The sequence below is a fragment of the Shimia sp. W99 genome, assembly GCF_053851455.3.
The window spans coordinates 1,054,870-1,070,106 of sequence record NZ_JBSQBU020000001.1 but is presented as its reverse complement, the minus strand read 5'-3'; the positions used below and the strand labels follow the sequence as shown (position 1 = coordinate 1,070,106).

Genomic DNA, 15,237 nt, shown 5'->3' with positions numbered 1-15,237 from the left:
GGTCAGGCCTCATCCGGATTTTTGGTTAGGTTCCAACAGCTTCTCCGGGGTGGTTGAAATACTGCCTGAACCCGGGGCTGTGGATGTTAACCCTTGGAATCGGAAACCGGGCCCGATGGGTCAAGAAAGGCCGAACAGGTCAACAGCCAAAATCTCAAAAATCGGTAAATAAATCCGTTGACCCATTAGGGGTGAATACGTCAGGTTGTGGGGGCGGTTCCGGAGAGCCACTAGATATAGTGGGGTGGGGCCGGATAGGGACAGACAGCACTTACATTCCGCTTGGCCGGGACAAAGAAAGCGACACATCTCGTGATGGGTCGCTCGGGGATACTTGTCGCTTATTCGACCCGCTTGGGGACCGCATCAATGGCGCGCGCAAGACGCGTGGATGGGGACACTAAGCTGGGACGTGAGGCAGCGATGAAAATCGAAAGAAGATTTACCAAGGCAGGGCAGGACGCATACGCGGAGCTGGATTTCGTGACGACGGAATCCGAGATTCGGAATCCCGATGGTACGATCGTGTTCCGTCTAGATGAGGTTGAAGTTCCGGCAAGCTGGAGCCAGGTGGCCAGCGACGTGATTGCGCAGAAATATTTCCGCAAGGCTGGCGTTCCAGCTTCCATGAAGAAGGTGCGCGAAAAGGGTGTTCCAGAGTTCCTGTGGCGCTCGGTGCCCGCAAATGACAACACCGAGATAGGCGGCGAAACCAGCGCGAAGCAGGTTTTCGACCGTCTGGCCGGTGCTTGGACCTACTGGGGATGGAAAGGCGGTTATTTCTCGACGGAAGAGGATGCGCGCGCCTATTTTGATGAGATGCGCTATATGCTCGCGACACAGCGGGCGGCGCCGAACAGCCCGCAGTGGTTCAACACCGGCCTGCATTGGGCCTATGGCATCGATGGACCGGGGCAGGGTCACTATTATGTGGATTACAAGACCGGCAAGCTGACCAAGTCGAAATCGGCCTATGAGCATCCGCAGCCCCATGCCTGCTTTATCCAGTCGGTTGCCGACGATCTGGTGGGTGATGGCGGCATCATGGACCTGTGGGTGCGTGAGGCGCGCTTGTTCAAATACGGTTCGGGCACCGGCACCAACTTCTCGTCGCTGCGTGCTGACGGCGAATCGCTCTCGGGCGGTGGCAAGTCGTCGGGCCTGATGGGCTTCCTCAAGATCGGTGATCGGGCTGCGGGGGCGATCAAGTCGGGCGGCACAACGCGCCGCGCGGCCAAGATGGTGATCGTCGATGCGGACCACCCGGATATCGAGGAATACATCAACTGGAAGGTCAAGGAAGAGCAGAAGGTTGCGAGCATCGTGGCCGGTTCGAAGATGCACGAGCAGAAACTCAACGGCATTTTCGCAGCGATCAAGGCATGGGACGGGGCCGAGGCGGATGCCTATGATCCCAAGGTGAACGAAGGGCTGAAGGCGGCCATTCGCGACGCAAAAAAATCCATGATCCCCGAGGCTTATGTCAAGCGGGTGTTGGATTACGCCAAGCAGGGTTATGCCAGCATCGAATTCCCGACCTATGACACCGATTGGGACAGCGAAGCCTATGCGTCCGTGTCGGGCCAGAACTCGAACAACTCGATCCGTGTCACGGACGCCTTCCTGAAGGCCGTTGAGAATGACGACGATTGGGAACTGATCCGCCGTACCGACGGCACGGTCGCCAAGACCATCAAGGCGCGCAAGCTTTGGGAAGACGTGGGCCACGCGGCATGGGCCTGTGCCGATCCCGGCATCCAGTACCATGACACCGTGAACGCATGGCACACCTGCCCGGAAGATGGTGAAATCCGCGGCTCGAACCCATGCTCGGAATACATGTTCCTCGATGATACGGCCTGTAACCTTGCGTCGATGAACCTGCTTTCGTTCCTGAAAGACGGCGAGTTCCAGGCCGAGGATTACATCCACGCCACGCGCCTGTGGACCGTGACGCTGGAGATCTCGGTGACGATGGCGCAGTTCCCGTCGAAAGAAATCGCGCAGCTGTCTTATGACTTCCGCACTCTGGGTCTTGGCTATGCCAATATCGGTGGGCTGCTGATGAACATGGGCCATGGCTATGACAGCGACGAAGGCCGGGCGATGGCCGGGGCGCTGACCGCGATCATGACCGGGGTGGCCTATGCGACGAGCGCCGAAATGGCGAGCGAGCTGGGCGCGTTTGATGGCTATGCCCGCAACAGCGGTCACATGCTGCGGGTGATCCGCAACCACCGTAACGCGGCCTACGGCAAGACCGAAGGCTACGAAGACCTCGCAGTCAAGCCGGTGGCGCTGGATCATGGCAACTGCCCGGATCAGAAGCTCGTGGCGCTGGCCAAATCCGCGTGGGACGAGGCGTTGAGCCTTGGCGAGAAGCATGGGTTTAGAAATGCGCAAACCTCGGTGATTGCACCGACCGGCACGATTGGGCTTGTCATGGATTGTGACACGACGGGCATCGAGCCGGACTTCGCGCTGGTCAAGTTCAAGAAGCTGGCCGGTGGCGGATACTTCAAGATCATCAACCGCTCCGTACCAGCGGCGCTTGAGAACCTTGGCTATTCGTCGAGCCAAATTGAAGAGATCGTGTCCTACGCTGTGGGTCATGGCTCCATCGGAAACGCGCCGGGTATCAACCACACCTCGCTGATCGGACATGGCTTTGGCCAGAACGAGATCGACAAGATCGAAGCCTCGCTTGGCTCGGCCTTTGATATTCGCTTCGTGTTCAACCAGTGGACGCTGGGCGAAGAGTTCTGCACCAATGTGCTGGGCATCCCCACCGAGAAGCTGAACGATCCGAGTTTTGATCTGTTGGCGTCGCTGGGCTATTCCCGTGCGGATATCGAAGCGGCAAACGACCATGTTTGCGGCACAATGACCCTGGAAGGGGCGCCGTTCCTCAAGGAAGAGCATTACCACATCTTTGACTGTGCCAACCCCTGCGGGAAAAAAGGCAAGCGTTATCTGAGTGTTGAAAGCCATATCACCATGATGGCCGCGGCCCAGTCCTTCATTTCGGGTGCGATTTCGAAAACGATCAACATGCCCAACGATGCCACCATCGAGGACTGCCAGAAGGCCTATGAGCTTTCGTGGTCGCTGGGCATCAAGGCGAACGCGCTTTATCGCGATGGCTCGAAGCTGAGCCAGCCTCTGGCGGCGGCGCTGGTCGAGGATGACGACGAGGCGGCAGAGGTGCTGGAAAGCGGCTCGATGACCGAGAAGGCCGCCGTGCTGGCCGAGAAGATCATCGAGAAGATCGTGGTCAAGGAAGTGGCCCGTGGCCGCGAGAAAATGCCCGAACGCCGTAAGGGGTACACCCAGAAAGCCATTGTGGGCGGCCACAAGGTCTATCTGCGGACCGGGGAATACTCGGACGGCAGCTTGGGCGAAATCTTTATCGACATGCATAAAGAGGGCGCCGGGTTCCGCGCCATGATGAACAACTTTGCCATCGCGGTGTCGGTTGGTCTTCAGTATGGCGTGCCACTGGAGGAGTTCGTGGATGCGTTCACCTTCACCAAGTTCGAACCGGCAGGCATGGTTCAGGGCAATGACAGCATCAAGAATGCGACCTCTATCCTTGACTATATCTTCCGCGAACTGGCCGTGAGCTATCTCGACCGGACAGACCTTGCCCATATCAAGCCCGAAGGCACGACCTTTGATGACTTGGGCCGTGGTGAGGAAGAGGGTGTTTCAAATGTCAGCGAGCTGAGCGAGAGCGCGGCGTCGCGGTCGCTGGAGGTGCTCAAACAGATCTCGTCGACGGGTTATCTGCGCAAGCGTCTGCCGCAGGAACTGGTGGTGCTGAATGGTGGCGGCGCCGGTGGCGCGGTTCTTGGCGGAGTGGCCGATCCGGTGGCAACCCTGCAGACATTGGTGCCCGAAACGGCGACGGCTACGGGAACGGTGGCGGCGATGAGCACAACCACGACCGCCGTGGCAAGCGGCTCGGTCAGCATGGATGCGCGCACAAAGGCCAAGATGCAGGGCTATGAGGGCGATCCCTGTGGTGACTGCGGAAACTACACGCTGGTGCGCAACGGCACCTGCATGAAATGCAACACTTGCGGGGCAACCAGCGGGTGCAGCTGATCCCGGGGGGGAACCTTGGGTAGGGGGCTCCGGCCCCCGACGAAACACAGAGACACGGGGCGGGTGCGCTCGCCCCGACGACATTCAGGCCGCAGGCAAAAAACATCGAGCGGTATATAGAGTGAGCCTGAATGGCGAAACTGGGGGGCGGGACGCCCCCCATTTTTTATGCGTCGGTCAGATCGCGCAGCCGTGCGCGGGCGCGGGCCAGACGGGAGTTCACGGTGCCAAGGGGCAACCCGGTCAGCATGGCGATCTCCTGCGGGCTTTCGATGCCATCCCGCACGAGGCGCAGAAGCGATGCGTGATGTTCGGACAGCGTGTCAATGGCGGCGAGTGTTTCCTTGACCGCAAGCAGATCACTGGCGTCGGTTTCGGTTATGGACATGTAATCCTCAAGCTCTTCGGTTTCGACCTGTCGCCGCCAGCGGGACCGGGCGAGGTTGCGCAGGGTGGTCATGGCGTAGGCTTCGAGATCACGGATATCGCGGTCCTCGGATAGGTGCGTGCACAGGCGCAGCATGGTTTCCTGAACGAGATCCTCTGCATCCGGGCCAAAGCGACGGGCGCGCTGGTCGAGCTTGGTCCGCAACTGTGCGATCCGGTCAGGGATATTTGGGGATAGGCGGCTGTCCATGGGGTGATGCTCCGAAGCTTGTTATTGTTGCGAGGCAACATGACGCTTTGGAACCTATTGAAAAGATGGGGGTTTCCCGCCGGCGGGCGGGCAGGGGGCTTTTTGGGCAATCGCTTGCCCATAGGTCAGGCGGAAAATGGCGGGTTTTGGCTTGTTGCCCCCGGGCCCCACCTGTCGAGGAACGCAAACCGCGTTTGCGGCGTCCTACCTAGTGAAGGCGCCGCAGTGGCGTTTTCGATCTGACAACAAGACATGTTTGAAAACAGGAGAATGCAAAATGAAACGTATTGCGATGAGCGTACTCGTGACCCTTGCCGGGGCTTCGCTGCCCGTTCTGGCAGTTGCCATGGGCGCGGATGCAGACGGTAACGGCGTGTTGAGCATGGAAGAAGTCAAGGCGATGTATCCAGAGATCACCGAGTCGGTATTCGCCGAGATTGATGCAGACGCGGACGGCGCCGTGTCCGAAGCGGAATACGAAGCGGCGGTGAAGGCGGGTCTGCTGCCGTCCACGGACGGGTAATCCGATTGGCGCCCCGGTCGCCCACCTTATCCCAAGATCGGGGTCCAGTTGGGCCGGGCATGCGAGGACATGCCCGGCCTGGCATCATTTTCTGGGCAGGTGAATGTTGAACCGGTCGCGCAGGGCACGATCGACATCTTCCGGGAAGCGCGCGGCCGACGCTTCGGACAGGATCTGTTCTTTGCGAGCCGAGGCCTTGGCGATCAGGTCTGGTTTGTCCTTCTCGGCCCATTCCTTTGGTGAGGTTCGGTCCGCAAGGGCTGGATAAACATGGTCTTTTTGCATGCGCCCCAAAGTGGCATCCGTGCCGAGGTAATGCCCGGGCCCGCCCATGCAGACGGCGCGGACCTGATCGAGTGCAAGGGTTTCGTCATCCACTTCGATGCCGCGTACGCAACGCAGGGCCTGTCCGATGAGATCGTCGCTGAGGATCAGGGATTCGTGGCAAAATCCCAAAAGTGAGGCATGCATGCCTGCCGCCTCATAGACCATGTTGAGGCCCGAGAGCCCGGCCATGACGTTGGAGCACATCTGTTCCCAGCCTGCCTGCATGTCGGGCAGCTTGGAATCCGATGCACCGCCTGCCGCGCCACCGGGCAGTCCATAGAACTTGTGCATCTGGGCACAGCCTGCCGACAGCAGCGCCTGTTCGCCGGACCCCACTGTCATGGCTCCGGTCCGCAGGTCGAGACCAAAAGGCCAGGTGCCGAAAATAGCCGGATGACCGGGCGCGATGGCGTTTACGTAGACGAGGCCCGCGAGGCATTCGGCGGTGGCTTGCATGATGGCCCCGGCGATGGTTGACGGGGCGGTGGCGCCGGACATACCCGCCGAGAGCAGAAGCACCGGCATGCCGCCGCGGATACAGGCCTCCATCACCTCGCAGGATTCGGTGGCGAATTTCATCGGCGGAACGACGAAACAGTTGGAATTGCTGACAAAGGGGCGCGCGCGCCATGCGTCTTCCCCCCCGGCGATCATGTGCAGCATCTCGAACGCGTCGGCGACATAGCTGGGGTCGGTGAACGAAGTGCCTACGTGTTTCGTGGTGCCCGAACAGCAGGCATAGATGGTATTGAGGTCCATCTCGCGGTTGTCGGGGATGTCGCGGGCCACCATCGGGCGCTGAACGAAATGGATATTGTCGAGCACATCGCAGATGCGGGCCGCGTCGTGCAGGTCCTGCACCGTGCTTTCGCGATAATTGCGCCCCAGTGCGTCAACCATGTGGACTGCGGCGCCAGCCGTGCCGAAATGAACGCGGTGACCGGAAAGGTGGAGATCATTTTCCGGAGTGCGACCCGGTAAAGTGATTTCTTTACAGGATTTTGCGAGCGTATCTTCAACCAGCGCGCGGGGGAAGCGCAAACGGCCATCGCCGCCCAGTTCAGCGCCTGCGGCGGTCATGATGTCGATACCGCTTTGCGGCGCATCAGCGAGGCCGATCTGCTCCAGCGCATCCAGCGCGGTTTCGTGAATACGCTGCATCTGCGCATCGGTCAGAGGGCGGTACTGGCCGCCTTCGAGGCCCGGGCGCACGGGGCGCACATTCGCGGCGAGTGGCGCGGCGCGGGCGGCGCGGCGGGCGGAGCGTCCGCCGGAACGGCGGGAGGCTGGGGTGGTCATCTCTTGTGGTATCCTCGGTTTAACTGCTTGTTTTCTGTTTAAAAAGCAGTTTTGGGGCGTCCGCGCGCGGCACGTCCGCGTTCGGCCCCGATGGTGAGGATCACCAGTTGGATTTTGCTTCGATCACCTTGCATCGCGTCTCCTCTTGGGGGCAGCGTGCATAGGCGACGAAGGGTTGTCTGACATGTTTACGACATATGTCGTTTTTGGACCTTGAAGTCAGGTGGCAAGGGTGGTCGCGTGATCCACCAGGGTTTGCAGGGACGCGGCAAAACGGGCGTCATCCACCGTCATTGCGACGCGGACATGACCCGCCGCAGAGGTGCCAAAGCTTTCGCCCGGCATGACCGCGATGTGATGCGCATCAAGCAGGGAATGGGCAAAACCCTCGCCTGAGAGGCCGGTCGCGCGGATGTCGAGCATGAGGTACATCGCGCCTTGCGACGGGATCATCCCCACCGTGTTCTGCCCCGCGAGGATAGACTGCGCGAGGTCGCGGCGGCGGCGGAAAGGTTCGGCGATTTTCTTCTCGAGTTCAGCGCCTTGTGAAAGCGCAAACTCGGCGGCGTCCTGAATGAACCCGGCCACCCCATAGGTGGTATGTGTGGCCAGGGTGATCAAATGATCAACCACGTGTTCGGGCGCACATATCCAGCCGATCCGGCTTCCTGTCATGGCGTGGGATTTGGACATGGAGCCAATGACCAACGTACGATCTGCCATGCCGGGCAGGGCGCGGGGGCTGATGTGCTGTCCATTCCAGATCTGCGTGTCATAGACCTCGTCCGAGATTAGCCAGAGGTCATGCGCGATCGACGTTTCGGCAATCCCGGTCAGCGTTTCGCGATCATAGACCGTGCCAGTCGGGTTGTTGGGGGTATTGATCAGAAGCGTCGCGGCGCCCTTGGCCGCTTCTGCCGCGATGGCTTCGGGCTGGGGCAGAAAGGCTTCGCGCGCGCGGGTCGGGATAGGAACGGGAACGCCGCCAACGCTGCGGATGGTTCCGGGGTAGGTGGCATAGTAGGGGTCGATGAAGAGCGCGCGATCCCCGGCGTTGCAGGTGGCAAGATGGGCGGCAAAAAGTGCCGACTGTCCCCCCGGCGTGATCAGGATGTTGCGATAGGTGGTCGCAACACCTGTGCGGTCCTGAATGCGGGCGGCGACGGCCTTGCGCAGGGAGGTGATGCCCGGAACGATGGCATAGCCCGTGTGCCCACCCGTGGCTGCCCGATCCATCGCGGCGAGGATCGCGGGATCCGTGCCAATGTCATGTTCACCGATGGTCAGTTCGGTCACGGAAGTGCCTTCGGAGATCAGGCGGCGGGCCTTGTAGAAAACGTCCCAGCCGTCCGAACCGCCGCCGGTAATGTTGGTAATTCTCTGGGAAAGCTGCATTTCAGGGTCCGACAATTGAGGGAGGTTCGCCCTCAGGGGCGCAGAGCCACCGGGATTCGTCAAATGAGAATTTGTGATTGGCCGGATCGCGACCCGTCATGCCGGGATCAGCCGGCTGCAGGGTGGCTCGGGGTGCTGAGGGGGAAGATACCCTTGCTGGTGAATGTCATCACCTGATCGCCGTTCTGATTGCTGACGGTTGTGCGGCTTGTCACAAAACCGATTTCGGGGCGGCTTTGCGAGGGTTTCGTGGCGAGAACGGTCATCTCGACGCTGAGCGTATCGCCCGGATAGACCGGCTTTATCCAGCGCAGGTCGTCAAGACCGGGAGAGCCGAGGGAGCGGCCGCGGGTTTCCATGTCTTCAACCATCATGGCCATGGTCATGGCACAGGTGTGCCAGCCGCTGGCACAGAGCCCGCCGAAAAGCGAGGACTTGGCCTTTTCATCGTCGAGATGGAAAAATTGCGCGTCGTATTTCGAGGCGAATTCGATGATCTCGTCCCGCGTGACCTTATAGGCGCCAAAGCGGCGGACCTGGCCCACTTCGAAGCTTTCGAAAGGAATGAAGGGGATTTCGTCCGGGGAAGTCATCATGATGCTCTCGGTCCTCGTTTGGATGGCTGCGGACGAGGGTGCAGAAGCGCGAGGCCGGGGACAAGAGGGCGCGCCGGGACGTGACGCGGCGTTATGCTGTGGACTCAGCGCGCCTTTGCAGGGGGAGGCGCATCCCCCATCAGATAGCGTGGTCCGGTGCCACGTGTGCGAGCGCCGTCGTCGGGGTTGTAGAGCTTGCAGTTCTGCAAGGAGAGGCAGCCACAGCCGATACAGCCGTCAAGCTTGTCCCGGAGCGCGGTCATCTGCGCAATCCGGGCGTCGAGATGGTGGCGGAAGCGGGCCGAGATGCGTTCCCAGTCTCGCTTGGTGGGGGTGCGGTTCTGCGGGAGTGTTTCAAGGGCCGCACGGATTTCGGCGATCGAAAAACCGAGGTTCTGAGAAATCATGACGAAGGACAGGCGCCGGATGTCGGCGCGGTCGAAACGACGCTGGCCGCTGTCGGCGCGAAACGGGTGGACGAGACCCTGTTCCTCGTAGAATCGGATGGCCGACGGGGCGAGGCCCGTGCGGGCAGAAATGTCGCCGATGCTCAGACCATGCTTTCGTGGTTCTCTGTTTTTCATGGATAATTTTCATTTGACCTCAAGTTAACTTGAGAGATTAGGCTTGAATGAATGGAAAAGCAATTGAAAGGACGAACCATGAAACTTGAACATGTGAATATCTGTGTGCCTGACGCCAAAAGCCACGCGGCGGTGTTGATGGACCTGTTTGGCTGGAAGGTGCGCTGGGAGGGGCCGGCCAAGGATGACGGGTACACGGTGCATGTGGGCGACGATGAGAGCTATCTGGCGTTGTACACACCGGCATGGGCGCTGAAGCCCGAGGCGCAGCGCTATCATCATCTGGCAGGGCTGAACCATGTGGGGGTGGTGGTCGAGGATCTCGATGCTGTGGAAGCGCGGGTCAAGGCGGCCGGATACATGCCGCATAGCCACGCGGATTACGAGCCGGGGCGGCGTTTTTACTTCGACGGGCCGGATGACGTGGAATACGAGGTGGTCAGTTATGACTGAGTGGATGATTTTGGGGCGGCGCACGCGGGCGCGGCTGATGCTTGGGCAACTGTCTGTGGGCAGTTGCGTTCATGAGTCGGGCGGGGTGTGCCAGATGGTCCCGGTGTCGAAGCTGCCGGGACGGGAAGCTCAGTCGCGGGGCGGAAGGGCGTCCTGGCGCTTTTTGGGCAAGCTGGCCCGGATCGTGTCATATGACGCGTGGATGCGGTGGGCCAGCTCATCGGTCTCGGCATCCAGCGGCAGGTGAATCCAGCTGCGGTGAAAATACGGGGCCTTGGTGCCGACCCCGGCGTCGATCAGCATTTGCGCAGTGTCGGTGTCGGGGGTCTTGACCGAGACCCCGGTGCCTTGTGCACCGATGGCGGCAAAGATCTTGTCTCCGACTTTCCAGACGTCATGGCCCGGGCCAAAGGGCTCGGACCATTGGGCGCCGGGCAGGGCGCGGCAGATGGTATTGATGGTATCACGGCTCATTGTGGGACAGTGCCTGTGGGCGCGTGCCCGGGTCAAGCCTTTGGCGTCTTTGATCTTGACCGGGCGGTCTCTCTGGTCGTAAGGGTGGGATCATGAAGACTGCACGCACCATTATTATCTGCTGCATTCCCTGCTGAGACAATTGGCGGGCCGTTCTTCTATTTCCAACATGATCTGAAGTTGTTAAGCCCGCCGCGAGCGTAACTGCGCGTGAGGACGAGACATGACGACGATCAGACTGCACAATACCAGAACCCGCAGGAAAGAGGTTTTCGAGCCGATTGATGCGCAGAATGTGCGGATGTATGTCTGTGGGCCGACAGTTTATGATCGGGCCCATATCGGCAACGCGCGCCCCGTGGTGGTGTTTGACGTGCTCTACCGGTTGTTGCGCCATGTCTATGGGACCAAACACGTCACCTATGTGCGCAATTTCACCGACGTGGATGACAAGATCAACGCCCGCGCCAAGGAAAGCGGGCGCGCGATTGGCGAGATCACGGCGGAAACGACGCAGTGGTATCTGGATGACATGGGCGCGCTTGGGGCGCTGGAGCCGAACGCGATGCCACGTGCGACCCAGTACATTCCCCAGATGGTGGCGATGATCGAGAAGCTGATCGCGGATGGTTATGCTTATGAGGGAGACGGTCATGTGCTTTTCCGTGTGCGCAAATACGCCAAGTACGGCGCGCTGTCGGGGCGGTCGGTCGATGACATGATCGCCGGCGCGCGGGTCGAAGTGGCGCCCTATAAGGAAGACCCGATGGATTTCGTGCTCTGGAAGCCGTCGAGCGCGGACCTGCCGGGCTGGGACAGCCCGTGGGGACGGGGGCGTCCGGGCTGGCATATCGAATGCTCTGCCATGTCTTATGAGTTGCTGGGCGCGTCGTTTGACATTCACGGTGGTGGCAATGACCTCATGTTCCCGCATCATGAGAACGAGGTGGCGCAGAGCTGCTGTGCCCATCCCGAGGGCGAATTCGCGCGCTATTGGTTGCACAATGAGATGCTGCAGGTCGAGGGCAAGAAGATGTCCAAGTCGCTTGGCAATTTCTTTACCGTGCGGGATCTGCTGGACCAGGGATTTCCGGGTGAAGTGATCCGGTTCGTGTTCCTGTCGACCCATTACGGCAAGCCGATGGACTGGACCGCGAAAAAGGCGGCGGAGGCCGAGGCGACGTTACGCAAGTGGCGCACGTTGACCGAGGGCGTCGAGCCCGCGGCCAACGTGCCCGCAGGCGTGGTGGCTGCGGTGGCGGACGATCTCAACACCGCCGGGGCGATCGCCGAACTGCATCGGCTTGCCAATGCGGGCGATGTGGCGGGGTTGCTGGCTGGAGCGCAGATGTTGGGGTTGTTGAGCGATGCGATGGGGGATTGGGCGCGGAGCGTGGACCTTTCGCGTTATGAGTTAGCCCTTGCCGAGGCAAGGGAAGCGGCTATGGCGACCAAAGATTTCTCGGAAGTGGACCGGCTGAAGGCTGCACTGATTGCGGCAGGTGTTGAGGTCCGCATGAGCAAAGCAGGGGTCGAGTTGCTGCCTGCGGCCGGGTTTGACGCGGCCAAGCTGGAGGGTCTGTTGTGAAAATCGCGCAAGGGGGCGCTGCCCCCGTCGCACAGAGTGCGACTCCCCCGGAGTGTTTTTGGCAAAATGAAGAAGCGGGTGTGACGGGATGAAAGAGCGTTTGTATATCTACGACACCACGTTGCGCGATGGGCAGCAGACGCAAGGCGTGCAGTTTTCCACGCCGGAAAAGATGCAGATCGCCGCTGTGTTGGACGGGCTTGGGGTCGATTACATCGAGGGCGGCTGGCCCGGGGCGAACCCGACGGATAGCGAGTTTTTTGACGCCCGGCCGAAGTTGAAGGCGACATTTGCGGCCTTTGGCATGACCAAACGCGCCGGGATGAGTGCCGAGAATGATGATGTTCTTGCCGCCGTGATGAACGCCGGGACACAAGCGGTTTGTCTGGTGGGCAAGACGCATGATTTCCACGTTGAAACCGCGCTGGGGATCAAGCTTGAGGAAAACACCGAAAATATATCGCGGTCGTTGGCCTATCTTGTCGCCCAGGGGCGCGAGGCGCTGTTTGACGCGGAGCATTTTTTCGATGGCTACAAGGCCAATCCCGCCTATGCATTGGAGACGGTAAAGGCGGCCTTTGATGCGGGGGCGCGCTGGGTTGTGTTGTGCGACACCAATGGTGGCACGCTGCCGGCGGAGATCGGGGAGATCACGGCGGCGGTGATCGGTGCGGGGATTCCCGGCGATCATCTGGGCATTCACACCCACAACGATACCGAGAATGCCGTGGCCGGGTCACTGGCAGCGATTGACGCGGGCGCACGGCAGGTGCAGGGGACGCTGAACGGGTTGGGGGAACGCTGTGGCAACGCCAACCTGACAACGCTGATCCCGACGCTGTTGCTCAAGGAACCTTATGCCAGCCGGTTCGAGACCGGGATCGCGGTTGAGAAGCTTTCTGGGCTGACGCAGGCGAGCCGGTTGCTGGACGACATCCTGAACCGTGTGCCGGTCAAGCAGGCGCCCTATGTGGGTGCGAGCGCCTTTGCGCACAAGGCCGGGTTGCATGCCAGCGCGATCCTGAAGGACCCGACGACCTATGAGCATGTTGCGCCGGAAGTGGTGGGCAACAGCCGGATCATTCCGATGTCGAACCAGGCTGGCCAGTCAAATCTGCGGCGCCGGTTGAGCGAGGCGGGGCTTTCGGTTGAAAAGGGCGACCCGGCGTTGGGACGCATTCTGGACGTGATCAAGGCGCGCGAGGCTGATGGGTATTCCTATGATACGGCGCAGGCGAGCTTCGAGCTTTTGGCGCGCGAAGAGCTGGGCCTGCGGGAGCGGTTCTTCGAGGTGGAGCGCTATCGGGTGATTTCCGAGCGGCGGCGCAATGCGCGGGGGCACCTTGTGGTGGAATCCGAGGCGGTTGTGACCGTGCAGTTGCCCAGCGGCGAGAAGCGGACCTCGTTCTTCAAGAACGAACACGCGCAAGAGATGAGCGACGACGGCCCGGTGAACGCGCTGTGGCAGGCGCTCAAGCAGGACCTGGGGCCATATCAGAGCCTGATTGACGATGTGCGGCTTGTGGATTTCAAGGTGCGGATCACCAATGGGGGGACCGAGGCGGTCACGCGCGTGATCATCGACTTTGAGGATGATGCCGGGCGGCGATGGGCCACGGTGGGCGTGTCGGCCAATATTGTCGATGCGTCTTTCGAGGCGCTGCTTGAGGCGCTCAATTGGAAGCTGACGCATGACGGGGCGGTGCGGGCGGTCTGATGGATATGGAGGCGTTCTTTGTCCTGCATTCCGACCTGCCGCGCGAGGGGCCGGGAACCGAGGCGGATGTGGCTTGGGCCTGTCAGCTTGCGGGAGTTGTGCGCAATGCAGCGATCCTGGATGCAGGTGCGGGACCGGGGGGCGATGTGAACGCGTTGCTGGCCGCCGCGCCGGAGGGATCGGTTTTGGCCGTGGACAGCCATGCCGGGTTTGCCAAAACTGCGCGGGCGCGATTTGCCGGAGATGCGCGGGTCAAGACGCTGGCCGGGGACATGATGGCGCAGCCGGGGCCGTTTGATCTTATCTGGTGCGCCGGGGCGATCTATTTCATTGGTGTCACCGAGGCACTTAGCGGCTGGCGGTCTTGTCTGGCACCGGGCGGTGCGGTGGCCTTTTCGGCCCCGTGCCTGTTTCAGGACGCCCCACCGGAGGCTGTTGTTGATCTGTTTGAGGGATATCCGGTGCCGAATGCGGACGGGCTGGCAGCACAGGTTGCGGCCGCGGGTTTCACGCTCTTGGGTACGCGCGTGGTGAGTGATGCGGGCTGGGAGGCCTATTATCAGCCGCTCGAGACTAGGATTGCCGAACTGCGGCCGGATGCGGATGCTGCGCTGGTCGCGGTGCTGGATGAGGCGGCGACCGAGATTGCGACCTGGCGTGCGTATCGAGATGCGTTTGGATACCTGATCTGCGTGGTTCAACCAGAATGAGTAACGGAGTGACAGACGATTTTGCAGCTTGCGCCGGTCTTGTCGAACGGGGCGATCCGGACCGGTTCCTGGCAGCGATGGCCGCGCGGCCATCGGCTCGGGACGTATTGTTTCCGATCTACGCTTTCAACATTGAAGTGGCCCGTGCCCCGTGGGTGACGCAGGAAAGCATGATTGCCGAGATGCGGCTGCAATGGTGGGCCGATGCGCTTGACGAGATTGCAGCAGGAGGCGTGGTGCGTCGTCATGAGGTGGTAACACCGTTGGCGCTGTCGCTGGATGCGGCAGGGGCCGAGGTGCTCGGGGCGCTGGTCGAAGCGCGCCGTTGGGATATCTACCGCGACCCGTTTGAAGATGAGGCCCATTTCGCACGCTATCTCGACGCCACGGCGGGTGGGTTGATGTTCGTGGCGGCACGCGCCCTTGGAGAGGTCCCCGAGGATGTGGCGCGCGATATCGGCGTGGCGCTTGGGCTAGCCAATTGGTTGCGTGCCATCCCAGCGCTTGAAGCCCAGAAACGGGTGCCGTTGGTGGATGGACGCCCGGAAGCGGTGGCGGCTTTGGCCGAGGATGGATTGTCGCGGTTGAAGCGTGCGCGTGCAAGACGAGGAGAGGTAAACTCTCAGGCGGGGCAGGCGTTTTTGGCGGCTTGGCAGGCCGAGGGACTCTTGAAACAGGCCGCCGAGGAGCCCGGGCGCGTTGCAGAAGGCGATCTGGGGCTGAGCGAATTCGCGCGCAAGGCCGGGTTGATGGCGCGGGCGCTGAGCGGACGCTGGTAAAAAAGGGGGCGGTGCCCCCCGTCGCCTTTGGCGACTCCCCCCCGGGTA

Annotated in this window: 13 protein-coding genes; 7 read left to right on the top strand and 6 right to left on the bottom strand. The window is 61.1% G+C overall.

Going from position 1 to position 15,237, the window contains the following annotated elements; genetic code table 11:
* Positions 1–423 precede the first annotated feature (423 nt).
* On the top strand, positions 424–4,107 hold the full coding sequence (locus ACS3QZ_RS05160) for a vitamin B12-dependent ribonucleotide reductase (RefSeq protein WP_456039309.1): 3,684 nt from the start codon (positions 424–426) through the stop codon (positions 4,105–4,107).
* Between the two features lie 166 nt (positions 4,108–4,273).
* Here ACS3QZ_RS05160 and ACS3QZ_RS05155 read toward each other — a convergent pair whose 3' ends face one another.
* Entirely contained in the window at positions 4,274–4,744 is a 471-nt protein-coding gene (locus ACS3QZ_RS05155; RefSeq protein WP_456036868.1) for an RNA polymerase sigma factor, read from the bottom strand.
* Between the two features lie 277 nt (positions 4,745–5,021).
* Here ACS3QZ_RS05155 and ACS3QZ_RS05150 point away from each other — a divergent pair, with 277 nt between their 5' ends.
* Positions 5,022–5,267 carry an EF-hand domain-containing protein gene (locus ACS3QZ_RS05150; RefSeq protein WP_456036867.1) on the top strand — a complete coding sequence of 82 codons (246 nt, stop codon included), beginning with the start codon at positions 5,022–5,024 and terminating at the stop codon, positions 5,265–5,267.
* Between the two features lie 84 nt (positions 5,268–5,351).
* On the opposite strand, the gene ACS3QZ_RS05145 is transcribed toward ACS3QZ_RS05150, so the two are convergent.
* The 4 genes from ACS3QZ_RS05145 to soxR all read right to left on the bottom strand — a co-directional run bounded on the left by ACS3QZ_RS05145 (position 5,352) and on the right by soxR (position 9,468).
* The gene (locus ACS3QZ_RS05145; protein WP_456036866.1) at positions 5,352–6,893 is read right to left on the bottom strand and encodes a trimethylamine methyltransferase family protein; all 1,542 of its coding nucleotides are present in this window, start codon (positions 6,891–6,893) and stop codon (positions 5,352–5,354) included.
* Between the two features lie 219 nt (positions 6,894–7,112).
* On the bottom strand, positions 7,113–8,288 hold the full coding sequence (locus ACS3QZ_RS05140) for a pyridoxal phosphate-dependent aminotransferase (RefSeq protein WP_456036865.1): 1,176 nt from the start codon (positions 8,286–8,288) through the stop codon (positions 7,113–7,115).
* Between the two features lie 107 nt (positions 8,289–8,395).
* A complete protein-coding gene (locus ACS3QZ_RS05135; RefSeq protein ID WP_456036864.1) occupies positions 8,396–8,884 on the bottom strand; it encodes a MaoC family dehydratase in 489 nt (162 codons plus the stop codon).
* Positions 8,885–8,988: 104 nt separating this feature from the next.
* Positions 8,989–9,468 carry a redox-sensitive transcriptional activator SoxR gene (gene soxR, locus ACS3QZ_RS05130; protein ID WP_456036863.1) on the bottom strand — a complete coding sequence of 160 codons (480 nt, stop codon included), beginning with the start codon at positions 9,466–9,468 and terminating at the stop codon, positions 8,989–8,991.
* 78 nt (positions 9,469–9,546) lie between these two features.
* On the opposite strand from soxR, the gene ACS3QZ_RS05125 reads away from it, so the two are divergent.
* Positions 9,547–9,921, top strand: a complete 375-nt coding sequence (locus ACS3QZ_RS05125) for a VOC family protein (protein WP_456036862.1) — start codon at positions 9,547–9,549, stop codon at positions 9,919–9,921.
* Positions 9,922–10,050: 129 nt separating this feature from the next.
* On the opposite strand, the gene ACS3QZ_RS05120 is transcribed toward ACS3QZ_RS05125, so the two are convergent.
* A complete protein-coding gene (locus ACS3QZ_RS05120; RefSeq protein ID WP_456036861.1) occupies positions 10,051–10,395 on the bottom strand; it encodes an MmcQ/YjbR family DNA-binding protein in 345 nt (114 codons plus the stop codon).
* Between the two features lie 223 nt (positions 10,396–10,618).
* On the opposite strand from ACS3QZ_RS05120, the gene cysS reads away from it, so the two are divergent.
* The 4 genes from cysS (at position 10,619) to ACS3QZ_RS05100 (ending at position 15,189) form a co-directional block, all read left to right on the top strand.
* Positions 10,619–11,983: a cysteine--tRNA ligase gene (cysS, locus tag ACS3QZ_RS05115; RefSeq protein WP_456036860.1), complete on the top strand. Its 1,365-nt coding sequence runs from the start codon at positions 10,619–10,621 to the stop codon at positions 11,981–11,983.
* An 88-nt stretch (positions 11,984–12,071) separates the two neighbouring features.
* Positions 12,072–13,700: a citramalate synthase gene (gene cimA / locus ACS3QZ_RS05110; RefSeq protein WP_456036859.1), complete on the top strand. Its 1,629-nt coding sequence runs from the start codon at positions 12,072–12,074 to the stop codon at positions 13,698–13,700.
* Positions 13,700–14,410 (top strand): class I SAM-dependent methyltransferase, encoded by a 711-nt coding sequence (locus tag ACS3QZ_RS05105; protein ID WP_456036858.1) that lies wholly within the window; start codon positions 13,700–13,702, stop codon positions 14,408–14,410. Before cimA ends, ACS3QZ_RS05105 begins: the two co-directional genes overlap by 1 nt.
* Positions 14,407–15,189, top strand: a complete 783-nt coding sequence (locus tag ACS3QZ_RS05100) for a squalene/phytoene synthase family protein (protein ID WP_456036857.1) — start codon at positions 14,407–14,409, stop codon at positions 15,187–15,189. Before ACS3QZ_RS05105 ends, ACS3QZ_RS05100 begins: the two co-directional genes overlap by 4 nt.
* Positions 15,190–15,237: the final 48 nt, after the last annotated feature.